This window comes from Serratia sp. BNK-12 (genome assembly GCF_047456085.1).
Lineage (GTDB): Bacteria > Pseudomonadota > Gammaproteobacteria > Enterobacterales > Enterobacteriaceae > Serratia > Serratia liquefaciens.
Genome location: NZ_CP179896.1, coordinates 2983576 through 3008206, shown reverse-complemented (window position 1 = coordinate 3008206; position 24631 = coordinate 2983576). Strand labels below are relative to the sequence as shown.

At 52.9% G+C, this 24631-nt stretch carries 32 protein-coding genes; all 32 read left to right on the top strand.

What is annotated here, in order from left to right; genetic code table 11:
* Positions 1–6 precede the first annotated feature (6 nt).
* The 32 genes from ACMGG1_RS13895 to ACMGG1_RS13740 all read left to right on the top strand — a co-directional run bounded on the left by ACMGG1_RS13895 (position 7) and on the right by ACMGG1_RS13740 (position 24604).
* Positions 7–525 (top strand): hypothetical protein, encoded by a 519-nt coding sequence (locus ACMGG1_RS13895; protein ID WP_414161466.1) that lies wholly within the window; start codon positions 7–9, stop codon positions 523–525.
* Positions 522–869, top strand: a complete 348-nt coding sequence (locus ACMGG1_RS13890; protein WP_414160759.1) for a hypothetical protein — start codon at positions 522–524, stop codon at positions 867–869. Before ACMGG1_RS13895 ends, ACMGG1_RS13890 begins: the two co-directional genes overlap by 4 nt.
* Entirely contained in the window at positions 866–1237 is a 372-nt protein-coding gene (locus ACMGG1_RS13885) for a RusA family crossover junction endodeoxyribonuclease (protein WP_414160758.1), read from the top strand. Before ACMGG1_RS13890 ends, ACMGG1_RS13885 begins: the two co-directional genes overlap by 4 nt.
* A complete protein-coding gene (locus tag ACMGG1_RS13880; RefSeq protein WP_414160757.1) occupies positions 1234–2232 on the top strand; it encodes a DUF968 domain-containing protein in 999 nt (332 codons plus the stop codon). The genes ACMGG1_RS13885 and ACMGG1_RS13880 overlap by 4 nt, the downstream gene beginning before the upstream one ends.
* Before the next feature lie 52 nt (positions 2233–2284).
* Positions 2285–2713, top strand: a complete 429-nt coding sequence (locus ACMGG1_RS13875; RefSeq protein ID WP_234529367.1) for an antiterminator Q family protein — start codon at positions 2285–2287, stop codon at positions 2711–2713.
* Positions 2714–2848: 135 nt separating this feature from the next.
* Complete coding sequence (locus ACMGG1_RS13870; protein ID WP_414160756.1) at positions 2849–3385, top strand: hypothetical protein; 537 nt, start codon at positions 2849–2851, stop codon at positions 3383–3385.
* Positions 3386–3569: 184 nt separating this feature from the next.
* Positions 3570–3743: a hypothetical protein gene (locus tag ACMGG1_RS13865; RefSeq protein WP_162838024.1), complete on the top strand. Its 174-nt coding sequence runs from the start codon at positions 3570–3572 to the stop codon at positions 3741–3743.
* Positions 3744–5042: 1299 nt separating this feature from the next.
* Positions 5043–5396 carry a hypothetical protein gene (locus tag ACMGG1_RS13860; protein ID WP_414160755.1) on the top strand — a complete coding sequence of 118 codons (354 nt, stop codon included), beginning with the start codon at positions 5043–5045 and terminating at the stop codon, positions 5394–5396.
* A gap of 79 nt (positions 5397–5475) precedes the next feature.
* Positions 5476–5877, top strand: a complete 402-nt coding sequence (locus tag ACMGG1_RS13855) for a phage holin family protein (RefSeq protein ID WP_414160754.1) — start codon at positions 5476–5478, stop codon at positions 5875–5877.
* The gene (locus tag ACMGG1_RS13850) at positions 5864–6304 is read left to right on the top strand and encodes a lysozyme (RefSeq protein WP_414160753.1); all 441 of its coding nucleotides are present in this window, start codon (positions 5864–5866) and stop codon (positions 6302–6304) included. Before ACMGG1_RS13855 ends, ACMGG1_RS13850 begins: the two co-directional genes overlap by 14 nt.
* A gap of 32 nt (positions 6305–6336) precedes the next feature.
* Positions 6337–6753 (top strand): lysis protein, encoded by a 417-nt coding sequence (locus ACMGG1_RS13845; protein ID WP_231478957.1) that lies wholly within the window; start codon positions 6337–6339, stop codon positions 6751–6753.
* Between the two features lie 60 nt (positions 6754–6813).
* Entirely contained in the window at positions 6814–7272 is a 459-nt protein-coding gene (locus tag ACMGG1_RS13840; protein WP_156033804.1) for a hypothetical protein, read from the top strand.
* 269 nt (positions 7273–7541) lie between these two features.
* On the top strand, positions 7542–7967 hold the full coding sequence (locus ACMGG1_RS13835) for a hypothetical protein (RefSeq protein WP_414160752.1): 426 nt from the start codon (positions 7542–7544) through the stop codon (positions 7965–7967).
* 369 nt (positions 7968–8336) lie between these two features.
* Complete coding sequence (locus ACMGG1_RS13830; RefSeq protein WP_122078345.1) at positions 8337–8891, top strand: terminase small subunit; 555 nt, start codon at positions 8337–8339, stop codon at positions 8889–8891.
* Positions 8866–10791, top strand: coding sequence for a phage terminase large subunit family protein (locus ACMGG1_RS13825; protein ID WP_414160751.1), 1926 nt, complete (start codon positions 8866–8868; stop codon positions 10789–10791). Before ACMGG1_RS13830 ends, ACMGG1_RS13825 begins: the two co-directional genes overlap by 26 nt.
* A gap of 1 nt (position 10792) precedes the next feature.
* Entirely contained in the window at positions 10793–10999 is a 207-nt protein-coding gene (locus ACMGG1_RS13820; RefSeq protein ID WP_414160750.1) for a phage head-tail joining protein, read from the top strand.
* Positions 10996–12597, top strand: a complete 1602-nt coding sequence (locus tag ACMGG1_RS13815) for a phage portal protein (RefSeq protein ID WP_017892532.1) — start codon at positions 10996–10998, stop codon at positions 12595–12597. Before ACMGG1_RS13820 ends, ACMGG1_RS13815 begins: the two co-directional genes overlap by 4 nt.
* A 19-nt stretch (positions 12598–12616) precedes the next feature.
* Positions 12617–13918 (top strand): S49 family peptidase, encoded by a 1302-nt coding sequence (locus ACMGG1_RS13810; RefSeq protein ID WP_238387447.1) that lies wholly within the window; start codon positions 12617–12619, stop codon positions 13916–13918.
* On the top strand, positions 13915–14241 hold the full coding sequence (locus ACMGG1_RS13805; protein WP_122078790.1) for a head decoration protein: 327 nt from the start codon (positions 13915–13917) through the stop codon (positions 14239–14241). Before ACMGG1_RS13810 ends, ACMGG1_RS13805 begins: the two co-directional genes overlap by 4 nt.
* A gap of 66 nt (positions 14242–14307) precedes the next feature.
* The gene (locus ACMGG1_RS13800) at positions 14308–15336 is read left to right on the top strand and encodes a major capsid protein (RefSeq protein WP_122078792.1); all 1029 of its coding nucleotides are present in this window, start codon (positions 14308–14310) and stop codon (positions 15334–15336) included.
* Between the two features lie 59 nt (positions 15337–15395).
* Positions 15396–15806, top strand: a complete 411-nt coding sequence (gpFI, locus tag ACMGG1_RS13795; protein ID WP_122078196.1) for a DNA-packaging protein FI — start codon at positions 15396–15398, stop codon at positions 15804–15806.
* Between the two features lie 9 nt (positions 15807–15815).
* Positions 15816–16184: a head-tail joining protein gene (locus ACMGG1_RS13790; RefSeq protein WP_414160749.1), complete on the top strand. Its 369-nt coding sequence runs from the start codon at positions 15816–15818 to the stop codon at positions 16182–16184.
* A gap of 1 nt (position 16185) precedes the next feature.
* Positions 16186–16842, top strand: a complete 657-nt coding sequence (locus ACMGG1_RS13785; RefSeq protein ID WP_414160748.1) for a hypothetical protein — start codon at positions 16186–16188, stop codon at positions 16840–16842.
* A gap of 7 nt (positions 16843–16849) precedes the next feature.
* A complete protein-coding gene (locus ACMGG1_RS13780; protein ID WP_414160747.1) occupies positions 16850–17404 on the top strand; it encodes a hypothetical protein in 555 nt (184 codons plus the stop codon).
* Positions 17397–18017 carry a phage baseplate assembly protein V gene (locus ACMGG1_RS13775; RefSeq protein WP_414160746.1) on the top strand — a complete coding sequence of 207 codons (621 nt, stop codon included), beginning with the start codon at positions 17397–17399 and terminating at the stop codon, positions 18015–18017. The genes ACMGG1_RS13780 and ACMGG1_RS13775 overlap by 8 nt, the downstream gene beginning before the upstream one ends.
* Before the next feature lie 32 nt (positions 18018–18049).
* Positions 18050–18409 (top strand): GPW/gp25 family protein, encoded by a 360-nt coding sequence (locus ACMGG1_RS13770; RefSeq protein WP_122078803.1) that lies wholly within the window; start codon positions 18050–18052, stop codon positions 18407–18409.
* Positions 18384–19298 carry a baseplate J/gp47 family protein gene (locus ACMGG1_RS13765; protein WP_414160745.1) on the top strand — a complete coding sequence of 305 codons (915 nt, stop codon included), beginning with the start codon at positions 18384–18386 and terminating at the stop codon, positions 19296–19298. Before ACMGG1_RS13770 ends, ACMGG1_RS13765 begins: the two co-directional genes overlap by 26 nt.
* Positions 19288–20436, top strand: a complete 1149-nt coding sequence (locus ACMGG1_RS13760; RefSeq protein WP_414160744.1) for a phage tail protein I — start codon at positions 19288–19290, stop codon at positions 20434–20436. The genes ACMGG1_RS13765 and ACMGG1_RS13760 overlap by 11 nt, the downstream gene beginning before the upstream one ends.
* Positions 20436–21782, top strand: coding sequence for a phage tail protein (locus ACMGG1_RS13755; protein ID WP_017892545.1), 1347 nt, complete (start codon positions 20436–20438; stop codon positions 21780–21782). The genes ACMGG1_RS13760 and ACMGG1_RS13755 overlap by 1 nt, the downstream gene beginning before the upstream one ends.
* Positions 21779–22507 carry a tail fiber assembly protein gene (locus ACMGG1_RS13750; RefSeq protein ID WP_122078812.1) on the top strand — a complete coding sequence of 243 codons (729 nt, stop codon included), beginning with the start codon at positions 21779–21781 and terminating at the stop codon, positions 22505–22507. The genes ACMGG1_RS13755 and ACMGG1_RS13750 overlap by 4 nt, the downstream gene beginning before the upstream one ends.
* 52 nt (positions 22508–22559) lie before the next feature.
* On the top strand, positions 22560–24101 hold the full coding sequence (locus ACMGG1_RS13745; RefSeq protein WP_261255555.1) for a phage tail sheath family protein: 1542 nt from the start codon (positions 22560–22562) through the stop codon (positions 24099–24101).
* On the top strand, positions 24098–24604 hold the full coding sequence (locus ACMGG1_RS13740) for a phage major tail tube protein (protein ID WP_261255553.1): 507 nt from the start codon (positions 24098–24100) through the stop codon (positions 24602–24604). Before ACMGG1_RS13745 ends, ACMGG1_RS13740 begins: the two co-directional genes overlap by 4 nt.
* Positions 24605–24631: the final 27 nt, after the last annotated feature.

Sequence of the window (24631 nt, the reverse complement as noted above, 5' to 3'; positions counted from 1 at the left end):
GATTCGTTGAAAATCGATTATCAGGTTGTTCTCGAAGCATTCCACACCACGCTGCCGGAATTGCCCAAGGTTATCAAAATCACTGATAGCCGCCGTAAGGTGCTGCGCAAACTCTGGAAAGAATACGACCTGACCGAAGAGAAATGGGGCGCTTACCTCCGCTACATCGCTAAAAAATGCCGTTGGATGCTGGAAGACCGAGCAGACACCAACACAGGCAAGACCTGGCGCAAAAAGGACTTCGACTACCTGATCACCGAGGCGTGCTACCTGAGCGTGAAAGAGGAGCGGGCTAACGACCTGCCAAAAGTTCAGAAGTTTGACAACGCTGCGCGAGACAACGCTTACACCCGCCTGATCTCTCAGCGTCGTAAGCCACAAAACGAGGTAGAGCGCCTGGCGAAAGAAATGGCCGGGTCATTGGGCCGCATGAGTGATTACGACGCACGTCGGGCATTCGTAGGTATTTGGGCTCAAGCGGTCACCAAGGCAAGCGAGAACGACTTAGCGAGGTTGGCATCATGAAAAAATTAACGATTCCAGTGGACGTGTTCGAAAGCGATCGCGTTAACAGCGGCATCCGCCGATTAATCCTCGCAGGCATGCTGAAGGACAACCCAGAAAACCAGATGGGGCGAGTTATTCAGGCCGCGGCCGGCGCCAAGTGGATGACGTTACGCGATTTGGAAAGAACCGTTTTCATGATGTTTTTCGTAGCTGACACCCAGGCGGCGATTAGTGCCCGGCTGCGTGAAGTTGACCCCAAACTGCATGGGCTGGTGAAGGAAAAATGCACGTTGAAGGATCCGGACACGGGCAAGCTGGTTTATTTCTACCGCCTGGTAGCCGTAGAGGAGCAGCCAGAATGAAATTAACGTTGCCATTCCCACCAAGCGTCAACGGTTACTGGCGTTCACCGAACAAGGGATCATCCCGTGGACGTACTTTGGTCAGTGAGCGCGGCAGGGCATTTCAGGCAGAAGCGATCGCCCAGGTGATGGAACAACTGCGCCGCCGGCCGAAGCCAATCAGCGCTGAAATATCCGTAGTGGTGGTGTTCTACCCGCCAACAAATGCCCGTCGGGATTTGGATAACTTCTTCAAGGCATTGTTTGACGCTATGACGCAGGCTGGTGTGTGGCTCGATGACAGCCAAATTAAACATATCGATGCCAAGTGGGGGCCGGTAATCAAGGGCGGCAAGGTAGAAATACGGATCAGCGAGGTGCTGGCATGAGAGGGATACTGAAGCCGATCGTTGTCCGCGAACTGGGGCAGGTCATCTTAAAGCCAGGCAATGACTTGATGACGATGTTCGGCGATAGGGTGATGGTGGCCACGGTACCGGCTGAGTTTCGTGAAATGCCGTCAGGTGCGCTGCCGGCGGTTAAGCAGCAGTTAGCCAGTGATCCGCGTTTCCGCCCATTCTTTCAGCATGAGCATGTTCTTGCTGCCGCTGGTGGCATTAACAGCCTGGAGAGTTGGCTTGATCGCCGTAACGAATGCCAGTGGAAGTGTGCCGAGGACGATTATCACGACAAGAACATGGAGACCATGCGTTATGGCGCCGGTGCTATTCGTCTGTGCTGGCACCATTCGCATATGTACCGTGATAAGACTATGGATGAGCTATCAGCCATAGCAGAGCAAAATATTGCTGACTTCGTGGTGTACCGGGCCAGAATTCACTTCATGTTTGATGAGAGCCACCAACTGACCTTGCCGGAACTGTGCTGGTGGGCTTGGGTGAATGGGGTCATTGATCTGATCCCGGATGATGTAGCAGCCGCCTCGTTACGCATTAAGCCGCGCACCATCCCAACCGGGCACCGAAGAGAGGCTGACATTACCCCCAGTTTGTCACCTACCCAACAGATAGCGGAGATAGCCAAGAAGGCTGCAAAGGTGTTGGTAATCGATCCGGAGCCGCCAAAGGCATTATTCAAGGTCCCTAAGCGTGAACGATGGACGAGCGAAAAGTTTACTCGCTGGGTTAAGTCTCAGCCGTGCGCGTGCTGTGGCAACCCGTCCGACGACCCACACCACATCATCGGCCACGGGCAAGGCGGCATGGCCACCAAGGCACATGATTTTTTTACCATCCCACTATGCCGGAAGCATCACGATGAATTGCATCGTGACATGTCACGGTGGGAAGAAGAGTACGGCACTCAGATAGAGGTGTGGTTCAGGTTCATTGACCATTCGTTATCGATCGGTGCCATTTCATAAGTGTGGAGTATAGGCGAGCTGGCATGCGGGCCAGACGCCTGGAGATTAAAACATGAGAGACATTCAGGCAGTTTTAGAGCGGTGGGGCGGTTGGGCGTCAGGTGATAACAGCGGAGTGGATTACTCTCCAATCGCTGCAGGGTTTAAGGGGCTTATCCCGCAAACAGGTAAATCACGCCTGTCATGCTGCGATGATGACGGACTTGTCATTGAGGGTTGCATGGCTCAGTTAAAGCGCCGGCGGCCTGATGAGTATCAGCTGGTCGTGCTGCACTACATCTTCAACATACAGAAACGAGCGATAGCCAGGTCATTTAAGAAGGACGAGAAGCTGATCCGGATAGGGCTGCAGATGGGGGAAAACTTCATTGAAGGTTGCCTGTCCATGCTGGACATACGGCTTGAGATGGACCCGGAAACCGAGCGTGAAAATATTTATGAAAAACATCTAACGCGGTCCGCAAATTGTGTTTTAGTCTGATAAGAGTGGTTACGCAGTCACGTAGCTTATCAACTTTAATAAACCTCGTGTTTGCGAGGTTTTATTGAGTGATGAAAGTTTGAAAAAGTGTAAAATGACACCATATTACTAATATTGAAGATCACGGAACACAGCATGCTTTCTTTGGATGAGATCGGCCAATCGGTAAGGAACAATCTTCAACTGATTATCGATTCACAACAGTTGAAGTTAGCTGTTGGGCCGATTTCAGATCAAGACTACCGGATCCTAGCTGGTGGTTTTGGTGAGTTAGAGTGGGATGTTGGTTTGTGTGATTACGGAAACGACCCAAACCACTTTGAGTTCTGCATCAAGTTGGTTAAAGATGTGGTCGAAGCTGTTCCATCTGGTGTCGGTTTGTGTGTTTATGGAATAAACGATAAAATTTTCCGTATTCACATGATAGAAAGCTTTGTTCGGGATGATAATGGCCACCCGTTAAAAGGCCGGATGGTACTTTTGACATTAATGGCAGCATACCTGTTCTGTATGGCCGTCGAAGCTGAAGGGGTTCAGATTGTTGAACCAGTACGTGAACTTGTCGATTACTACAATAGCTTTGGTTTCACGATGACAGAATGTGGCTATGTCATGATTGCTGAAGTCGGTACGTTGGAGGGTGCTTTTGAAAAACTCACCGAAGGTGCTTAAATTTTTTAGCACGAAAACAGTAGACGCAAATTGTCAAAATGATAGGATGAGCCTCCCGACAGTAGAGCACTACTGAAAAACGCAGCGGTAGACGATTTTACGAAACTGCAAAGTTGGGGGTTTTTAGCAGAGATGCTAGAATGTTTCTTAATGAGAACCATGTTGGGACTCATAAGGGGTTTATATGAAAGAGCAAAAAGTAGCCAAAACTGAAGTTAAGTTCGACACAAAAAGCGCATTTGCGAGAATGGGCGCTGCTGTTGAAATTCTAATGAAGGCTGCCCCAAACGCTTTTGAGCACAAAGCTCAATGTAGCGAGCAACAGGGCCGTCCTCGTAGCAGAAAAGCAGTAGCTTAAGCTTTTCGCAGGCACTTTTTGTAACCCGCCATTCGGCGGGTTTCTTTTTTAATGAACGCCACAAATTTTCAGACACCGAAGCCCTGACTTAACCGTCGGGGCTTTTTCATTTCAGCCCCAGCCAACATCCGACACACACCTGGCACACCCCGTATCGCCGACTCGTTTACGGCTGGTGGCTGAACCACATAAAGCAAAAAGGCCCAGAAGGGCCTCTTGTTATGGTAATAGCGGACTGATTGTTGTAGGTGGGCCAATAAGAAGATTAAACAACAAGACGCTCCCTATGGCGATTGCTGCCGCCAAGTCATTGTTCATGGTCCGTTCCCCGATACAAAATTTGGTGTAAATGCGAACTCTATTGGTTCGATTTTCCTTGATAGCGCAGAATGACTTTTCGATTAAAAAGCCCGCGAGTGCGGGCATGAGAAGCCATTCCGGTGTTTTAAGTGTTACAAGGAGGTCATGAGGGATTGCTTACCCTTAATGACAATTTCAAATTAGGATTATTCTTGATTTGAGGCAAGTTTAAAAGAGACCTCTCATGCCACTTTGAGATAAACCTCATAAAAAAACCCGCACAGCGGCGGGTTGAAAGGATGATAGCTACAGGATTTTTATGTAGACGATGAGGTGCCGTGTGTGTCGTCTTTTGGCGACACTACAACAATGTTTTTAAGCGGGCAAACCAATTTCCCAAAAAGTAAGAAAATTCTGTAATTCGGCGTTATACCGAGTAGACAACGTAATTCCAGTGTGTTTTTAGTCAATCTTACGGGTGTTCATATGCACTAGTATGTGATTGAATAGAGTAATAATGTTGTCATATTTCTTATGAATGCTACTCATCAGACGGAGGTACTCATCTGATACTCGTTATCTAATCCCCCCGGATTATGAGAGTACCTCCCTCGATGAGACGCTGCACAAAACGGAGCGCAACGGAAAGAGTGCTTGAGTTCTTCAACGGGCCATTGGCATAGCAATAGTGCTCTTTTCGTTGTGGTGAATTGCAGTCCTCCGAGACAAGCCGAAGACAAGCACCGGCCGCCACAACCCCCAAAAAGCCCTGGCTAATCACCAGGGTTTTTACATTCCAACCCCAGTTAACATCGACACACACTTGGCATACCCATATTGCCTACGAGTTTACGGCTGATGGCTGAAACTTGTTTTCTATAATTACTATTCTGAGTTGTGCGACCTTTGAGACAACGGACACCATGTGATGCTTAGCTTCTAAATTGATAATGTTCATGTGCTGTATATGGATACAGTATCAATAACAAGGAGCCTCACATGGCACATCTGATTATTAGCGAAAACAACGACATTACTTTGACCCCAGAGCAAGCTAAGGCTCTTACTAAGGTTGAAGTCGCTGGCCAGTTTGAAAATGCTGTCCTGCTGAACAAATACCTTGGCCGCATGTCTGTGCCAATGGAACCAGGTACCGAATTCGATGAGGTACTGAACACCGTACCTGCATACTCGCTGGCAATCTCTGTCGAGGGGCGTTGTTTTTCTGGTGTAGGTGCTCCGACGGTATCAGCAGCAGGAGACTCGTGGGAATTCAAGTATCCATTTTACTTGCTAGAAAGTTACGCCGACCAAGTAATTACTCAACATATTCCGGTTTCGCAACCGGCATAACCAAAATAAATCAATCCCGGCTTATGTCGGGATTTTTTTCATCACCCGGTACCGGGACAGAACCCCGGAAGGGGGAGGTATGAAAATGCCCCACAATGACAATGCCCTCCTTAGTTGGTTGGCAAACCTCTATTCGAACAATGCCAACTGGATAAACGGCATGGTGATTACATCAGCCTTGGCATTTGGTCGCGTCCTTTTCTACGGCGGCAAAATCCGCACAGCCTTGGTGGATGCATTACTAACCGGCTTAATTGCAGTAACTACGGTCCCAGTCCTATCCCCGCTATTGGTTCGGTCCATTGAGATGTTACCGGGCATGGGTGACGTGCTATCCAAAACCGAGACGATGAAAATCGAACTGTTTGTGTTCTCAGTGCTGGGAGTTATCGGTGCCAGGGTAATCCGAGAGGCGGCTATTTCACTATTGCAGCGCATCAGCGGCTTGAATAGGAAGGGAGTTAGTGATGCAGATAAGTAAAACAGGTATTGAGCTGATTAAGCGCTTCGAGGGTTTAGAGCTGAAAGCTTATCAAGACTCGGTTGGTGTCTGGACAATTGGCTATGGCTGGACTCAGCCGGTAGATGGAAAGAAGATTGGTCCCGACATGGTGATTGACCAAGCAACTGCAAATCGGTTGTTGAAATGCGGCGTTGTTCAGTATGAGCAGGGCGTTAATCAATTAGTGAAGGTGAAAATCACTCAGGGCCAGTTCGATGCGCTGGTGAGCTTTGCTTATAACCTCGGATTACGTTCGTTGAGCACCTCGACGCTGCTTAGAAAACTAAATGCAAGTGACAAGCAGGGCGCTTCTAATGAGTTTGGTAAGTGGGTAAATGCCGGAGGCATACGGTTGAATGGTCTGGTTGAGCGTCGGGAAGCAGAGCGTGTGCTTTTCCTGTCATGAAGTGGCCACTACCACAATGGCAGATGGCTGTAATGTTGCTTGTGCTCGGCCTAATGGCTTATTTCGCATATGCAAACCAAGGGTTGCGCCATGAACGAGCCACCCTGCAATCAGCTAACAGCCAACTAACTCAAAGCCTCCGTATTCAATCCGACTTACAAATCCGCGCTAGTGCTATCGACACTCATCACACCAAGGAATTAGCAGATGCCAAAAGTAAAATTGTTGCTCTGCAGCATGATGTTGCCCATCGTACTAAGTGGCTGCAACTCAAAGCAATCTGTAAACCGGCCGACTCTTCCACCTCCGGCAGCATGGTTGATGCAACCTGGCCCAGACTTGCTGACTCCGCTGAACGGGATTATTTCACTCTCAGAGAGAGAATCGAAACCGCACGCAGCCAAATAGCCGGGCTACAGGACTACATCAACAACATCTGCGTGAAGTGACAAGTAAACCTACTGAATGCTATATTAAGCAGCTATATTTTAGTTATTCAGGTCTATGTTGTGTTTAAATTTATTAAGCGCGGTAAGGCTGCTGCTCAAGTGAGGCAGTACACTGCCCACTGGTGTGCTGCTATGAACACCTCCTTTAGGGCTGTAACGAAAGATTTTGACGTGAATGAAAAGCCTCTACAGCTAATGAGTTGTAGCATCATTATTGCATCTCTTCTTCATGCAGGGTTAAGTGGGCCTAGGTTGTTATCTGCAATAACAGATCAGGTTTCCAATTCATATGGGTTCACCGCAAAAGACTTCCAAACTAGCGCATTAATGGCGAAGGCTATACTCCATGGATTCGAAGGTGAGGAAGTATATGATTCTCAATTGTTTATTTTGAAAGAGGTTTGCCCAGAATATCCATTTACCATTATGGATACGGATTGGTTCAAGGAAAATATCAATATAATTATTGATGTCATGGATACGGCTTTGCGTGATTCGATAGCTATTTTAAGGTGCTGAACGCCACTTCAAACATTTATCGCAAGTGCAAAGAGAACCCCCGCTTCTGTGGTTTTTTTGCCCATCATACAGTTGCTTTCCGATTCTGTTTAGTGATGGTGTGTTATCCTCCTCGATGAGAGGATCTCATGTCACACAACCTACCGTGATGTGAGCAAAAGGCTACCTACCAGATCCGCGCCGGTATATCTGCAAATGGCTGAAACCAACGGTAAGAAGTAGATTTGAAATAGTTGTAATTCATATTGTTATTATTAGTGATTATTTAAATGATTCTTAAAAAATTTTCCAAGTATGTCATCCCTTCGTTCACTATGCTGCTCATAGCAAATACCAGTTTTGCGTCAAGTGATGATCCGGTTAATTACACAGAAAAGAGACGACTACACTGCAAGCTTCTTGAGAGAAATATCAACTTCTCAGATAGCAAACCAATCGGAAGCCTAAATTCAGGTTGGCTTCGCAAGATAGATGGCACATTTGCTTCTATCGAGATAGATGGTTGGAATGTGCAGCGTTATGGTAAAGAGGGGTTTACCGATAGAGGTGGAAAGATCTTTATCCATGAGGACTGGGGGGCGGAAGTCATAGCTGACCGTGACACTGGCTATGTATCAATGCAATTACCCACAAGAAGTGGCGAAATGTTGTATATGAAGTGGTTTTGCAGTGTTGGACCTAATTTATCAAAATAACAGAACCCGCTACGGCGGGTTTTTTATTGCCTATCACAGAGTGCCTAAACGGACGCTGCGTAATGCACGTTAACCAAGGCCATCATCCCCATTCCGGGAGCGATGGATTGAAAAGTGATAATGATTCCTATCATTGTGGGTCCTTCCTGGCGTTCAAAACACCGAGGGGCGGGAGACGCGCGAAAAGTCGCTATTTATGAGCTTTTTGGACGCGGATCCTACTTCCTTCTCACTTAACACCTAACGCATTGTTTTTACTTAATTCACCTATAGCCAGAGCGGGAAGTGATCCTATCGAGATCCTCTCGATTTTCGGGAAATCACTTCCCGGTTAAAGAAGTGTTAATAAAAAGGGGCGGGGGGGGATTTATGAATGTAACAAAGGCGCAACTGGCGGATCTCTTCGAAGTTTCAACGCGCACGATCACCACATGGCAATCGCAAGGAATGCCGGTAGTGGCCGGCGAGGGGAACGGCGGTAAAGGCGGGGAAAATACCTATTCGACAAAGGACGTTATTACCTGGTACGCCGACCGCGAGGCCTCGCTAGAAAACGAGATATTGCGTAAAGAGCTGGACGCCCTGCAGCAAAGCGGGGATGAGGCCTTGCAGCCCGGCACTATCGATTATGAGCGCTACCGTTTAACCCGCGCTCAGGCCGACGGCCAAGAATTAAAGAATGCTAAAGACTCCGCCGAGGTAGTGGAAACCGGCTTCTGCATGTTTGTCCTGTCAAAGGTTGCGGGGGAGATTGCCGGCATTCTTGACGGCATTCCTCTCTCAATGCAGCGGCGCTTTCCTGAACTGGAAAATCGGCATATCGAATTTTTAAAGCGGGATGTGGTGAAAGCCATGAATAAAGCGGCTGCGCTGGATGAAATTCTTCCGGGGTTGCTGAATGAGTATATCGAACAAACGGATTGATCGGCTGCGTTATTGGGTTGCCGCCGGGCTGCGTTCGCTATTCCGCCCCGTTCCTATGACGGCGGTCGAATGGGCTAACGAATTTTATTACCTCCCCAAAGAATCCTCCTATCAAGAGGGGCGCTGGGAAACGATGCCGTTTCAGGTTGCGATCATGAACGCAATGGGGAGCGATGACATCCGGGAGGTAAACCTGATTAAGTCGGCGCGCGTCGGCTATTCAAAAATGTTGCTGGCCGTCGTGGCGTATTTTATTCAGCACAAACAGCGAAACGGGTTGTTGTGGCAGCCGACGGATGGCGACGCTGAAAATTTTATGAAGTCGCACGTCGAACCGACGATCCGCGACGTTCCCAGTCTCTTAGCAATGGCGCCCTGGTACGGAAAAAAACACCGCGATAACACGCTCTCGATGAAGCGTTTTTCGAACGGTCGGGGTTTCTGGTGCCTGGGAGGTAAAGCGGCAAAAAACTACCGTGAAAAATCGGTCGATTATGTTGGCTATGACGAACTGGCCGCCTTTGATGAGGATGTGGAGAAAGAGGGTTCGCCGACGTTCCTGGGCGATAAGCGCATAGAAGGCTCAGTGTGGCCAAAGTCGATACGCGGATCTACACCGAAAATCCGGGGCATATGCCAGATAGAACGCGCTGCCAGTGAATCCGGGCATTTGATGCGTTTTCATGTGAAATGCCCACATTGCGGCGAGGAACAGTTTTTAAAGTTCGGCGATCGTGAAACGCCATACGGTTTTAAGTGGGAATCAGGGAAGCCGAAGACGGTTTTTTATCTCTGTGAGCATAACGCCTGCGTGATACGCCAGCAGGAACTTAATTTTAGTGATGCGCGTTATATCTGTGAAAACACGGGCCTTTACACGTCTGATGGCCTCCGCTGGTTCGAATCGACGGGGCAGGAGGTTGATCCACCTGAATCAGTATCCTTTCACATCTGGACCGCTTACAGCTCGTTTACCACCTGGGCGCAAATCGTTAAGGACTTTAGAAAGACGAAGGGCGACCCGGGCAAGCTGAAAACGTTCACCAACACGACGCTTGGCGAAACCTGGGCCGAGGAAGTGGGGGAGCGGCCGTTACCTGAATCCCTGCTCGAGCTGGCCGAACACTACCGGGCAGAAGTGCCTGAACGTGTGGTTTACCTCACTGCCGGCATTGACTCCCAGCTCGACCGTTACGAAATGCGTGTTTGGGGCTGGGCGCCGGAAGAAGAAGCCTTCCTGATCGACCGCGTGATTATCATGGGTCGGCACGATGAAGAGGAAACGTTGCTGCGTGTTGATGAGGCCATCAACAAACAGTATCAGCTGGCCGACGGCACGATCATGACCATTGGCCGCGTTTGCTGGGACTCTGGCGGTATCGATCCGGCGATTGTTTATAACCGTTCGAAAAAGCTGGGCCTCTTCCGGGTAATACCGATCAAGGGCGCCAGCGTTTATGGGAAGCCTGTGGCCAACATGCCGCGAAAGAAAAACAGTCATGGCGTTTTTCTGACAGAAATCGGCACAGACGTTGCCAAAGAAGTCATTTACAGCCGCTACAAACTAGAACGTTCCGCTGATGGCTCCCCCGTTCCTGGGCTTATCCACTACCCGAATAATCCGGCGGTTTTCTACCTGGCCGAAGCCGAGCAGATGACGGCAGAGGAACTCATAGAAAAATATGAGAAAGGGAAAATTAAATTGCTCTGGGACGCCAAAAAACGCCGAAACGAGGCCCTCGACTGTTTTGTTTATGCCCTGGCGGCTTTGCGTATCAGCGTTTCGCGCTGGCAGCTGGATTTGGATGTGTTACTGGCCAGCCGCCAACAATCACCGTCCGGCCAGCAGGCCAGAAATAATAATGACTTGGCCGCCCTGGCGGCTCAATTGGGAGGATAACGTGGCGACACTGGCACAATTGGAAGAAGCCCGAAAAGCCTTACACGAACTGCTAACGGGTAAACGTGTGGCATCGATTCAAAAAGACGGGCGCGCCGTGACATTCACCTCCGCCACGTTAAACGAGCTGCGCGCCTATATCGCTGATTTAGAGATTCAACTGGGGTTAGCCAGTCGTCGCCGAGGTCCGGCGGGGTTCGGGGTATGAATAAAAATCAAACTTTACTTGGCCCGGATGGCGCGACGCCGCTGCGTGAATACGCCGGTTATACCGGTGGCGGTGTGGGCTTTGGTGGCCAAATTGCCGGCTGGCAACCGTCTTCACAAAGCGTAGACGCCGCATTACTGCCGCAATTTGAACGGGGGAACGCCCGGGCGGATGACCTGGTACGAAATAACGGCTACGCAGCCAATGGTGTGCAGTTGCACCAGGATCATATCGTCGGTTCATTCTTTCGCCTTAGCTATCGGCCAAACTGGCGATATCTCGGCATCGCGGAGGAAGAATCCCGGGCGTTTTCTGACGAGATAGAGGCGGCCTGGCGAGAGTACGCAGAGGACCCTGATTGTTGCCTGGACGTGGAGCGCAAACGAACCTTTACGATGATGATCCGTGAAGGCGTGGCCATGCACGCTTTTAACGGGGAAGTCTTTACCCAGCCTTGCTGGGATCGTGCTCCGCATCGGCTGTTTCGCACACAGTTTAAAATGGTCAGCCCCAAACGTATCCGAAATGCGCCCGGAGTGCTCGACAGCAAAACGCAGCGCGCCGGTGTTTCGCTGGACAAATATGGTGCCGCCATTGGTTACAACGTGGTGGATGACAGCTATCCGAGCTGGGGCACCCGCCGCGTTTCCTACGTGCCCCGTGAGCTGGCAAATGGTCGGCCGGCGATGATCCACATTTTTGAACCCCTGGAGGATGGCCAGACGCGTGGGGCCAACCGGTTCTACAGCGTGATGGAGCAAATGAAGATGCTCGATACGCTGCAGAATACGCAGCTGCAGAGTGCGATTGTTAAGGCGATGTATGCCGCAACCATTGAATCTGAGCTGGATACAGAAAAGGCGTTTGATTACATCCTGGGGGCAGGGAACGTGAAAGGCCAGGAACCCCCGATGAATAAATTCCTGGAGCAATACCTGATTTATTACCAGGCCGCGCAAGTGAAGTTTGGCGGCGCGAAAGTCCCGCACCTGTTCCCAGGGGACAAACTGGAACTGAAAACCGCGCAGAACGCGGATAACGGCTATTCAGTCTTTGAACAGTCGTTACTGAGATACATCGCTGCCGGCCTGGGCGTGTCCTACGAGCAGCTTTCTCGTGATTATTCGCAGGTGAGTTATTCCAGTGCCCGGGCATCGGCTAACGAATCCTGGCGTTACTTCCTTGGTCGCCGCAAGTTTATTGCGTCACGCCAGGCGAGCATGATGTTTTCCTGCTGGTTGGAGGAAGCATTGATCCGTGGGGTGGTAAAAATGCCATCCCGCGCACGTTTCTCATTCAGTGAGGCGCGATGTGCCTGGAGTAATTCAGAATGGATCGGCGCCGGCCGCATGGCCATTGATGGCCTGAAAGAGGTGCAGGAGTCGGTCATGCTGATTGAGGCGGGGTTAAGTACCTTTGAAAAAGAATGCGGCAAGCTGGGCGAAGACTATCAGGAGATTTTCCGCCAGCAGGTGCGGGAGGCAGAAGAACGCAAGGCAGCTGGCTTAACACAGCCTGCGTGGGTGGCTGCAGCTTTTCAGGCTCAGCTGCAGAACTCAACACAAAACGAGGGAGGTCAGCGTGGATCAAGCGCGTAACTTACCCCATATCGCTAGCATGGCACTCAATGAGCCGCTTTTATTAGAACCCGCCTACGCGCGGGTTTTCTTTTGCGCGTTGGGTAACGAGCTGGGCGTGGGGCGCCTGATTGATGGCACAACAAACACGGTCTTATCACCGCCGCAAATGACCGAATTAGCCGCGTCCTATGGTCCCGAACGCGTGACTATCTCGGATAACGGCTATGACATCCAGGGTCGGATCGCCATTGTCCCGATATCGGGGACGTTGGTCAGTAAGTCCGCCGCTTTGCGTCCGTATTCTGGCATGACCGGCTACAACGGGATTGTTTCCAGGGTAACAGCGGCAATTAACGATCCCGACGTTGACGGGATTTTGCTCGATATGGACACCCCGGGAGGGATGGTCGCCGGCGGATTTGATGCGGCCGATATTATCGCCCGTCTGCGTAGTCAAAAGCCGATCTGGTCATTGGCCAACGATATGAACTGCAGCGCCGGCCAGTTGCTGGCCAGCGCGTGCTCTCGGCGCCTGGTCACGCAAACGGCCAAAGCCGGCTCTATCGGGGTGCTGATGGCCCACAGTAATTACGCCGGCAATCTGGAACAAGCCGGCGTCGATATCACCCTGATTTTTGCTGGTGCTCACAAGGTGGACGGGAACCCCTGGGAAGCCTTGCCAAAGGAGGTCCGGGCAACATTTCAGGCAAAAATGAACGCGATCCGACAATCCTTTGCGGAAAAAGTATCGGGCTATACCGGTATTTCCGTTCAGGCGGTGCTCGATACCGAAGCGGCCGTGTATACCGGCCAGGAATCGATAGACGCAGGTCTGTCTGATGAGTTGGTTATCAACACCGATGCGTTAGCGGTCATGCGTGAGGCTATCAGTCACTCAAAAGTAACCCGGTCTATAGGAGGCCAAATGTCAGTAAATCAAACCCAAACCGTAGCGGATACGCCAACCGGGTCGGAAGTGGCCACAGCACAAACGGCAGCGGATCCGGCAGCGGCTCAGCCCGCAGGAAGTGTAACAGCGGCCGTTAATGATGCCATTCAGGCCGAAAATGCCCGCATCATGGGGATTTTAGATTGTGATGAGGCCAAAGGCCGGGGCGTCTCTGCGCGTGCCCTGGCAGCTACGCCAGGCATGACGGTAGAAAATGCCCAGCGCATTCTTGCCAGTATGCCGGAAAGCGCTCAGGCCCGGACTGAAACGGGACTTGATCGCCTGATGGCTGATTCTCCCGAAGCGCTGGGCCAGGGGAGCGGTGAAAACAAGGCGCAAGACGGGGTATCGCGTTTAGCGTCATTCTTAACGCAAGGGGAAAATGCATGACCGTAGAACAGCGTAATGATCATCGAGTTTTTGCCGGCAGCGATACGGCACACACCGCAAAGGCCAGCAGTGGGCTGACCAAGGCAACTCTGGCACTGACGCCTCTGATGCTTGCGGCCGAAGGCGGTTTACTGGTGGCCTGGGATGGCGCAGCGGCAGGAACGGCTGTCGCCGTGTTGGCGCTAGCACATGATGGTATCGCACCCTTGCTGACCTATTACAAGTCGGGGACGTTTGCTATTGAGGCTATCGCCTGGCCTGACGGTGTGACCGAACAGTTAAAACAAAATGCGTTTATCGGTACCGCCATCAGCGTTGCTTAAGACGGTTTCCCCCTCATAACTAAAGGCTGCCAATTGGCGGCCTTTTTATTACCAGAAGGAGGGCCTATGGGCCTGTTTACCACGCGTCAACTGATTGGCGTAACCCAGGACAAACTCAAGTTTAATGCGTTGTTCCTGAATCTGTTTTTTAAGCGTGAAATCACTTTCGATACCAAAGAGGTGATGCTGGACAAAATTACCGGTCGGGCGCCGATAGCCATGTACGTTTCTCCTCAGGTAGAGGGCAAGGTTTTACGTAATTTGGGGGGGATGACACGCACGCTAAAGCCCGGGTATGTCAAACCGAAACACCAGGTTACACCGGATATGGTCGTTGACCGTTTGCCGGGCGAGGACCCTGCAATGTTGGCGGATCCGGCGTACAGGCGTGAACGTGTTATTGCGCAGAATCTGAAACAGGAAGAGGAATCCATTGTTCAGGTTGAAGAAATGCAGGCTGTTCAGGCGGTATTAAAGGGTAAATATCTGATGGAGGGGGAGCAATTCGAGAAAGTTGAAGTCGATTTTGGTCGGAACCCTGCAAACAACATTATTCAGAGCGGCGCGGCGGCCTGGTCAAAACAGGACCAGGACACCTTTGACCCAACGTTTGATCTGGATATGTACGCTGACCAAAGTAACGGGGCCATCAATATTGCCGTGATGGACGGGTTGTCCTGGCGCGTCTTGAACGGGTTCAAGTTGTTCCGTGAAAAGATGGATACCCGTCGCGGGTCTAATTCTCAGCTGGAAACGGCGTTGAAAGACCTGGGGGCGATTGTCTCCTTCAAAGGCTATTACGGCGACCTGGCTATTGTTGTGACAAAAGGCCAATACGCGAAAGAGGACGGCAAAACAGCGCGCTATATGCCGGATAACACCATTGTGCTGGGGAATACGTTGGCTGATGGTATCCGCTGTTACGGCATGATCCATGATGCGGAATTTGTCGCAGAAGGGATCACCGTCGCTAAACGTTATCCGAAAAACTGGATCACAAAAGGCGACGTGAGCAGCGAATACACGATGACTCAATCCGCCCCGCTCATGGTGCTGCCAGAGCCTGACAATTTCGTTGTCATCACAATCGCATAACGCCGATTAATCAGGCAGGGGCTACGGCCCCTTTTCCCCTGTTTTAGAGAGAGCACACAATGGCTAATAAAGACGAGTTGATCACCAAGTTGGACGAGCTGGGTAAGGTGCTGGGCCGTGAGCTGAGCACAGAAGGGACTATCGCAGATCTGCAACTGCGGATCCGTGAAGCCGAAGAGGAAATCGAGGCTCTGGAGGAAGACGGCGACGGTACAGACGGTGGCACCGGTGGGGCGTCTGGTTCCGGTCCGTTGCTGCAGACGACCACCGAACAACGCCAGCCAATGGCGCCAAAATCAGAAGGCGAAATCGAGTGGGTACCGGTTCGCGTGCTGACGACGTTGCATATCAATGCATTGCATGAAACGCGAAATCAACCGGTGAAAATGGCGTATGCCGGCGATACGGTCCGCGTTCTGGCCTCGGACGTGGACGAGCTGGAAGACGCTGGCCACGCGACAGAGCTTTAAGGGGGCGGCATGGATGGGTTCGATAACCTTTTTGATGAGGCCATTTTCGATGCTGACAGCCGAATTATTGAGGTGATGGGGCGGGAAATGGTGGTGTCTATCAATGGTGCGCCGACGCCTGTCCGTGCCGTTTTCGATGAGCCTGCCGCTGATACTTCCCTGCCTTATGGCGCCGCAACGGTTCAGGACGTCGCCCCTCGGCTATTTGTTAAAACGGCGCTGATTGCAGGCCTGAAACCGAAAGATCGGGTGGAGATTGGCGCAGAGTCCTTTTGGGTGGTGAAGGTCGGCCCGGACGACACAGGAACCTGTGTTGTTACATTGGCGCGCGGAGTGCCAGGGAAGCCCGCGCCGGCGATCGACAAATGGAGTAAATGATATGGCCCGAGCAAGCAGGTTAAGGCGAGATTTACCCTTTGATATCGATCTGCAGGTACTACAGCGGATCGCTATTTCTGCCGGCGCCAACCATACGCAATACATGCGCGCGTATAGCAGGGCCTTAAATCGCACCATGACAACGCTAAAAAAACGCGTTGTTGGGGATATGAAAGCCGGTATAGCGCCCCGTAACTTATCCCTTATTCGTAAGCGTCTGTTGTCGTTTCGCTTAACCCGTGGCGCGCAGCTGGACGAGGGGAAATTGTGGTTTGGTCTGAATGCAATCAAGGTTAAGGATCTCAAAGGCCGTGTTAAGGGCCGGCTCCGTCCCCACCATGACCGCAGGGACCCCCAGACAGGGCGATTTATTGCCGCCAGGCGTAGGGCATCGGCGGAAGTCGGTTTTGAGCCTAAAGGTGAATTGCTGACGGCCAAAAACTTCCCTGATGGCGAGGTGGGCCGAACGCGCGCCGGTCGGCGAACGATATTAATTCGGGATCCGCAGACCCGCCGCGCGAAAGAGGCCGAGGTCGATATTTACGCCCCGATGCTGGACTACATCGAGGACAACGCCTTTTCAGATGTTTCGCGAATTTTCTTCCATCACTTTGAAACGGATTTAAAAGGCCGCGTGAAGATGCGGATCAACGTGTGAGGGACGTATGCCAACACCGATTTTAATGGCCAGCTATCACGATGCGATATTGTCTGCGCTGCGCGAAATTGCGTGGGTGATCAATGCTGACGATTACCCGGAAGTGGTCACGCAGTTGGAAACGCCGGCGGTGTATTTGTCTATCGCCGGCTGGGAGAATTCTCCCGGCTCTGATGGTCAGTTGCGCGTTGAATTTGAGCACGATCTCTTTGTTGTTGTGGACCGCTCAGCGACGGCCGACATTTCAAAACCTCAGATTTATATTCGCACGGCTGCAGCTGACCTTAGCCAATGGATAGAGGGTAAAACGTTTGGGCTTGAAGGGCTGGAGCCGGCGGAGTTTGTCAGAGCCGGGCCCGATGATTTTGATGTGGCGATGGATGATTACATCGTCTGGCGGATCACCTTCACCCAGGTGGCCGCGATGGGTGAAGATCCGTTTGAATCGAAAGCTGGCCCACTGAAAAAGGTATTTTTGGGCAAGGCTCCGAATATCGGCAGCGCGCACATTGACGGCTATCGGCTGATCTACGAGAAAAAAGAGGGCCCCGGCGATGAGTGATGACGCGTTATCAGACCTGCAGCGCCGGGTTGCCAATATGGTCCGCCGAGGGGTTATTCATTCGGTAAAGCATGGCAAGCAGCCGTTTTGCCGGGTGGATATAGGCGATAACATCACAACCTGGCTCCCGATGTGCCAGGGTTTCGCTGGCGCCCATCGCAGCGACTCCAACCCCTGCGCAGTTGGGGACCCTGTGACCGTGTTATCTGAGGCTGGCGAACTGAATAACGGCCGGGTTTTCCCTGGCTGGAATACGGGCGCCATGCCGGCGCCAGAAGGCAGCGAGGCGGAGCACATCACCCGATACAGCGACGGCGCCGAGCTTCGCTACAACCGCGAAGACCACGCCTTTACGCTGGCACTGCCGGAGGGCGGCACCTATGAAATTATCGGTAAAGGGACGTTGCGCGGGCCGGTAGAGATAACGGACACGTTGACGGTTAAAGGAAAAACGGAGCTGCAGGCGGATACTGCAGTCACCGGGGACCTGTCCGCCACGGGAGAAATTTCCGACGGCAAAAGCACGCTGGCCCGGATCCGGGAAATTTTCAACGACCACACACATCCCGATCCGCATGGCGGGGACACCGACAAACCGAACAACGAAATGTAACCCGCTCCGGCGGGTTTTTTTATGGGGGCACTATGCAGGGAGTTAATGCAGCCACCGGTAAACGCTTGGCGGGAACCGCTCACTTGCGCCAGTCCGTCTTTGACATCCTGACCACGCCGATCGGTAGCCGCGTTCTGGTCCGGGATTACGGCAGCGATTTACTGGACCTGGTGGACAATCCTCAGGACGAAAGCACGCGGGTGCATATCATCGCCGCCACGGCCAGCGCCCTGGCGAAGTGGGAGCCGCGTCTGCAGGTGAAAACGGTGGCGGTACAGTTTGACGGTGCCGGGCAATTTGATTTGACGATTTACGGCATTAACACAGAAACGGGCTACCCGATCACTTTGGAGGAGTTAACGATAAATGGCGACCAATTCCGCGACGATTAACCTTTCAGAATTGCCCGTTCCTGACGCGGTGAAAGTCCCTGACCCCGCGCTGATTTTTGCCGGCTGGCTGGCGCGACTCCGCGAGCTGGACCCGGATTATGATGCCTTGCTGGAGTCTGACCCGGTGTTTAAACAAGGGGAGGTCCTGGCGTATCACTCAACACTGATCCGCCAGGGCATGAATGACTCTATTCGTGCGGTGCTGTTGGCCAGCGCCCAAGGGAACGACCTGGATCAGTTGGGCGCTAATTTTGATGTGTTGCGCTTGCTGATAACACCGGGCGACCCGAACGCCGTCCCGCCAGTGGCACCAGTCTATGAAGACGACGAGGCGTTTAGAACCCGGATACAACTGGCTTGGTCCCGGTTAAGTACCGCCGGCGCCGAAAACACCTACACCTTTTTTGCCGCGTCTGCAGACCCTGACGTTTTAGATGTTCGGGCATACGGCCCCGAAGATCATCAACGGCTTGGAGAGGTGTATCTCTATGTGCTGTCCCGGACCAATGGGGGGATCCCGTCGGCGGAGGTGCTGAAAAAGGTTGCCGAAGCGGTCAATAAAAAAGAGGTCCGGCCGCTGACCGATTTTGTCACGGTGAAGCCGGCGGAAATGGTGGATTTTGAAGTCACCGCAGATATCCAGATCCCCTACGGCCCGGACACTGACACGGTGATGAAAGCGGCAGAGGATGAGCTGGTCAAGTACCTGGCCATTGTTAACCGTCTCGGCCGGCTGGTGTCGCGCTCGGCCATTGACCGCGCATTGCATCAAGCCGGAATAGTGACGGTAAAACTCACTTCACCCGCTGCAGATATCAGCATGGCAATGGGGCAAGCGCCGCGATGTTCAAAAGTCACGCTGCGTAAGGTGATCATTAATGCCGAATAAATTTAAAACCCTCCTCCCGCCCAATGCCATCCCGCCAGAGCGCGCCCTGGAACAGGCGACAATTGAGGAGGTGCTCTCTATCCCTGACCTGATCCGGATAGTGAAAAATCCGGCGTTGTGCCCTGTTGAGCTGCTGCCGTGGCTGGCGTGGGAGTACAGCGTGGACACCTGGAACACGGATTGGACAGAGGCGGAGAAACGGGCGGCAATCGCCCGGGCGGCGTATATCCATCGACACAGGGGGACCCGGGCGGCGATCGAAATGTCGTTATCCTCTTCACCGTTCGCCAGTGATGTAGTCGAGTGGTTCGAAAAAACGCCCCGGGGAGAGCCTTACACGTTCTCTCTCGATGTGACCCAGGACGACCGGCCGATCACCTTAACGGACGTGCAGGACCTGAAAAGCGCGGTAATGAAAGGTAAAAACCTGCGCTCCTGGTTCGATGTGTCGTTTAAAGGCAGCCTGGACGGTAAGGCGATTTTAGCCGGCTACATGATTGCATCTGAGTCATTCTCAATCATCCCTGTGTTTGAGTTTATCGGCGTACATATCAACGGCTGGATGACGTCGGAGTTTGCGCCTACGTCGTCGTTTGATGGGGCTGTTTACACGCTGGTAACGCAAGGCAACTTTGGCGCGATCACCTGGCACGTAACAGGCCCGGCGACGGTGGCCAGTGACGGAACGGTAACAATCACCGGTCCCGGGGCAGTCGCTATCACGGGGACAGATGCTCGTAACCGCTCGATCAGCCACGCAATCAACCCTGTTCGTTACCTTGTTCCCACGCCGGCAGATATTCAGCTTAGCCAGTCTGAGATGCCCGCGTTTATTGAAAAACAGGGCGGCAGAATGTGCCTGGTTGAGGATTTAATTCGCTGGCCGCAAGCCGGCGGAACAAAGGTCCGCGAAATGGGGCATCTGTGGGGGGAGTGGGGAAACATGGTTGCCTACGGTTGGCGCAAGTTTTGGATGGGTTCAACCTCGGAGGAAGCTCGCTGGGTCACTGCCTCCCCGGGGAGTCCCTCAAATTTCAGCCGGTTTGTGCGGTTAACCTCTGCGACAACCGGCAGCGTTTCGCCGTGGGACCCTAACGATTATTCGACGGCTGCAGTGATTGAAGTGGAGAAAAAATAATGGCCTCAGGATTAATTTTAACCGCTGTCGGCGCCGAGGCGATAGAGACGGCTTATCAGGCCGGCGAGGTGGTCACTATCCCGATCGTCGCATTCGGTGATGGTGGTGGGGTATCTGTGACCCCTGACCCTGCAGTAACCAAACTGGTCAATAAATTTGGGGATGTGCCCTTTACGCAGGGGGAATCGGGTAGCGGCATGATTGCCGGCCAGGCAGTTATAAACGCCCGCGATTATCCAGGGAAAGTGGTCCGGGAGTTTGGGCTGATGAGTAGCGCCGGCGTTCTGATTGCCTATGGCGCCTATCCCGATACCTATCTACCGGAGCAGAACGACTCAATAGTAAAAGAGCTGGTGGTGAGCTTTGCTATGCCGTTGGTACACGCGGAAAGCGTGGTACTGGAGATTGATCCGAATGTATCGGTGCTGACGATTGAAGAAGCGGACGCCCGTTATCTTTTCAGGAAGGGCGACACGGCGACGGGCGATCTGGGCGCGCCAATGTTCCAGGCAAATGGCACAAGCGGCGTGCCGGAAGGTTCTGGCATGTATAAGGACCAGTTAAACAACCACGCCCCATTTTATTCGCCTGATTATCAATGGCCCGTTAATTCTGGGGGGGCGTATGTTCCCCTGGTGAAGGGGCGCGGAACAAGAAAGGCTAAGGGATGGCCAACGGCCGTTAGCTTTGGCTATCTCATGCCCGGCGTTGATATGCACGCCCATCCGGTTATCCATGCAATTGGCGACAGTGGCCAGGAATGCATATGGGAGTTTGATACCCAAACCGGAGGCCTAAGAAGTAAAGCCGGGACGTTTGCGATAGAAGAACAGCAACCGATTGTGCCTCTGCCGTTTTCGGGTGATTCCCCGCCGCCTGGCCATGCCTTAATGCTGGGACAGGCCTTTGATAAAAACGCCTATCCGCGCACGGCGCAGGCGTTCCCGTCGGGTGTTTTTCCCGACATGCGAGGCCGGACCATTTTGGGGAAACCGGATGATCGCGGCCCGTTATCGTTGGCTGATGGTGAGGTTAAAAGCCACGGGCATGGCGGTGAGGTGGTCGGAACGGACCTGGGTTCACCAGAAACAACAGAGAGCGGAGGATATAGCCCGAAACTGCGCTCTTACCCTTCCAATACCTCATTGGATGGTGGGACAAGTAGCCGTCACACCATTGACCAGGATCGCGGGTTTACTGATTACGGGCTGATTGAAGGTGTTCCCCCGCATAAACACAACCTCCCGTTAGGGTGGCACGGTCACGGTTTACGTATTGATGCCTTTGGCGCCGCGAAAAACACCGTTGATAACATAGCATTTAACTACATTGTGAGGCTGGCATGACAGAGAGCTTTGAATTTTCGGATATTCCCCGTTGGGTATGGGTTTATCGCTTTGATGATGCCGGCATTTTTACCGGCTCCCTCAATTTTTACGTGGCACCACACACGGGATTGCCGGCGAATTGCACCCCGTTGAAGTGCAATCCGAAGGCAGGCCAGGCGGGGGTATGGGACGGCTCGAACTGGGCGTATATTCCCGATGTGCGCGGATCCACCTATTGGGATCAGCGTGGAAATCAGTTTGTCATGATGGAGCTGGCCGCGCTGCCTGAATGGGCTGTGACCGTCGCGCCGCCGGCTGCAGAACCTGGCCATGCTGTTTTGTATACGGGCGACGCCTGGCAGCAAATTGAAGACCGGACCGGGCAGACTTATTACACCGCCGACGGTCGCCCTCAGGCTGTGCCCGACGCCTATTTTATCTTGCCCCCTGACTGTACCTTTACGCCGCCGGTAACGCCCTGGGACCAGTGGGACGGTGAGCAGTGGGTAACAGATACCGCCGCCAAACAGCTGGCCGCTGTAGAGCAAGCCGCGCAAACCCGGCAGCAGTTGCGGCAGCAGGCAGATCAGCAGATTGAATTGCTTAACGACGCTGCAGAGACAGGAATGAGCGAAGAGGGCGACGATCAACGCCTGGCCAACTGGAAAAAATACCGCGTGCTGTTAAGCCGTGTTGATATCGGCCAGGCCCCTGATATCCCCTGGCCCGCGTTGCCAGCCTGATAAAACAATCCCCTGACCGCCGCCGGCGGTTTTTTTATGCCTGGAGATAACAATGGCAGATTTACATGGTGTGGAAACAATAGAGCTGAATATCGGCTCGGTAGCCGTGACAACCATTCAGACCGCGATTATCGGGCTGGTGGGTACGGCGCCAAACGCGTCTAAAGGGACGGTAGCAAGCCGGACCACGGGCACCCCGTTGCTGGATAATGAACTGACGTTTAACGCCTCAGAGCCGGGGCGCCTGGGCAATCAGTACAGTGTTAAGGCAGTCGCCGGCGCTGCAGGGGCGAAAACCTCGGCCAGCTATGCAGCCGGGGTGCTGTCGATCATCCTGGGCTCAGATACTGAGGGCGTGATAACAGCGACAGCGGCCGAGGTGACTGCAGCGGTGAAAGCCGTGGCCGATAGCAAAATCATTGCCGTTGAAACCACGTCACCGGGGATTGTGGCGCCATTCACGGCCCTGTTAGCCGGCGGGACCGATGAGCCGTTTCCGCTGAATACGCCGGTGGCCGTGATTGGCGGCACCCAATTAAGCGCCCTCGGCGCCGTTGGCACCCTGGGTGAGGCGATCACGGACATCACCGACCAAACGAACGCGCTGATCATCGTCGTGCGTGCGGCGGATAAAGCGGAAGGTAAAGCCGCTGCCGTACTCAGTACGGAGAAGGGGGTGAAGTTAACGACCGAAGGGGGGGCGAAGTTGCTCACAGAGCAGACGTTTTCGGTGGAGCCAGACGTGCGGGCCAGTCTTATCGCCGCTATGGCTGCCTGGTCATTAAGCGAATCGATCACCGGTTACCGGCCGCGCATTTTGATTGCCCCGGGTTTCAGTGAAGACGACGCGATCGGGAAGGCGCTGGAAACGGCCGCAAACAAATTGCGCGCGGTGACTTATGTTGATTGTGAATCGATGGCCACGGCTCAGGAGGTTGTGACCCGCCGCCAAATGTATGGCGCCCGGGTGGAGCTGTTACGCCCGCGAGTCTCGAAAGTGAAAGCCAACGGTGAAATCACCTTTCGCCCTTACTCCGCGTCGGCTGCGGGCCTGCGCGCGCGGATTGATTTAGAAAAGGGCTGGTGGTGGAGCAAGTCCAATCAGGCGATCGCGAACATCCTCGGCGTTGAACAAGTGGACGAGTTTATCCTCGGCGATCGTAACTGCCAGGCCAACTTATTGAACATGGAAAACGTCACAACCATTATTCGCCGTGATGGTTTCCGGCATTGGGGCAACCGCCTGTGTATCCAGGATCCGCAATGGCAGTTTGAATCGGTGCGCCGTACTGCAGACGTTATCGAGGACAGCATTCAGGAGACGGCCTTGCTGTACGTCGATCGGCCGCTCGACCTAGAGAATGTCGATGACATTCTGGGCACGATTAACTCCTATATGCGCACGCTGACCAAGCTCAAAGCCATCTTTGGCGGCCGGGCCTGGCTGGATGAGGAGCTGAACACCGCCGAAACCTTGGCGGCCGGTGAGGTCTATATCGATTATGACTTTGGGCCAAAATCACCGACAGAACGGATCACGATGCGGGTTCGCATTAACAACCAATATGCAGTAGAGGAGCTGGGGACGGTATGAGCGATAAAGCAACGGTAAGAGCCTGGACATTTTTCGCCGGCGGTTTTCGTATCCAGGGCGCACATGAGTACACGCCGCCGGAGCTGTCGATCGTCAAAACAGACCTGCGCACCGGCGCGCAGGATGCCCCCACGCCGATGGATGACGGGATGGAGGCGCTAACCTGTCAGATCAAGTTTTACGGCATCGATACGGACATACTGACCCGCTTTGGTTTTGTGACGGGTAATCGCAATCGCTTTGCGGCCTACGAGGGCTATCTCAGTAACGGCCGTGCCCTGGGGGCGATTGACGAGATAGAGGGATTTGTTTCGAAAATTACGCCTGACGCCCGGGATAACCAGGCGCTGTCAGAAAAGGCCACCACGGTCGAAATCGCGATCAATTACTACAAACAAACGTTTGAAGGCCGCGAGCTGTTCGAAATCGACACGGAGCGCTTTATTCGCCGTGTGAATGGTGTGGATCAGTTGCGCGGTATCGCCGCCAAAATCCGCCTTTAATCCTTAATCATCCTCGTTATCAAGCGG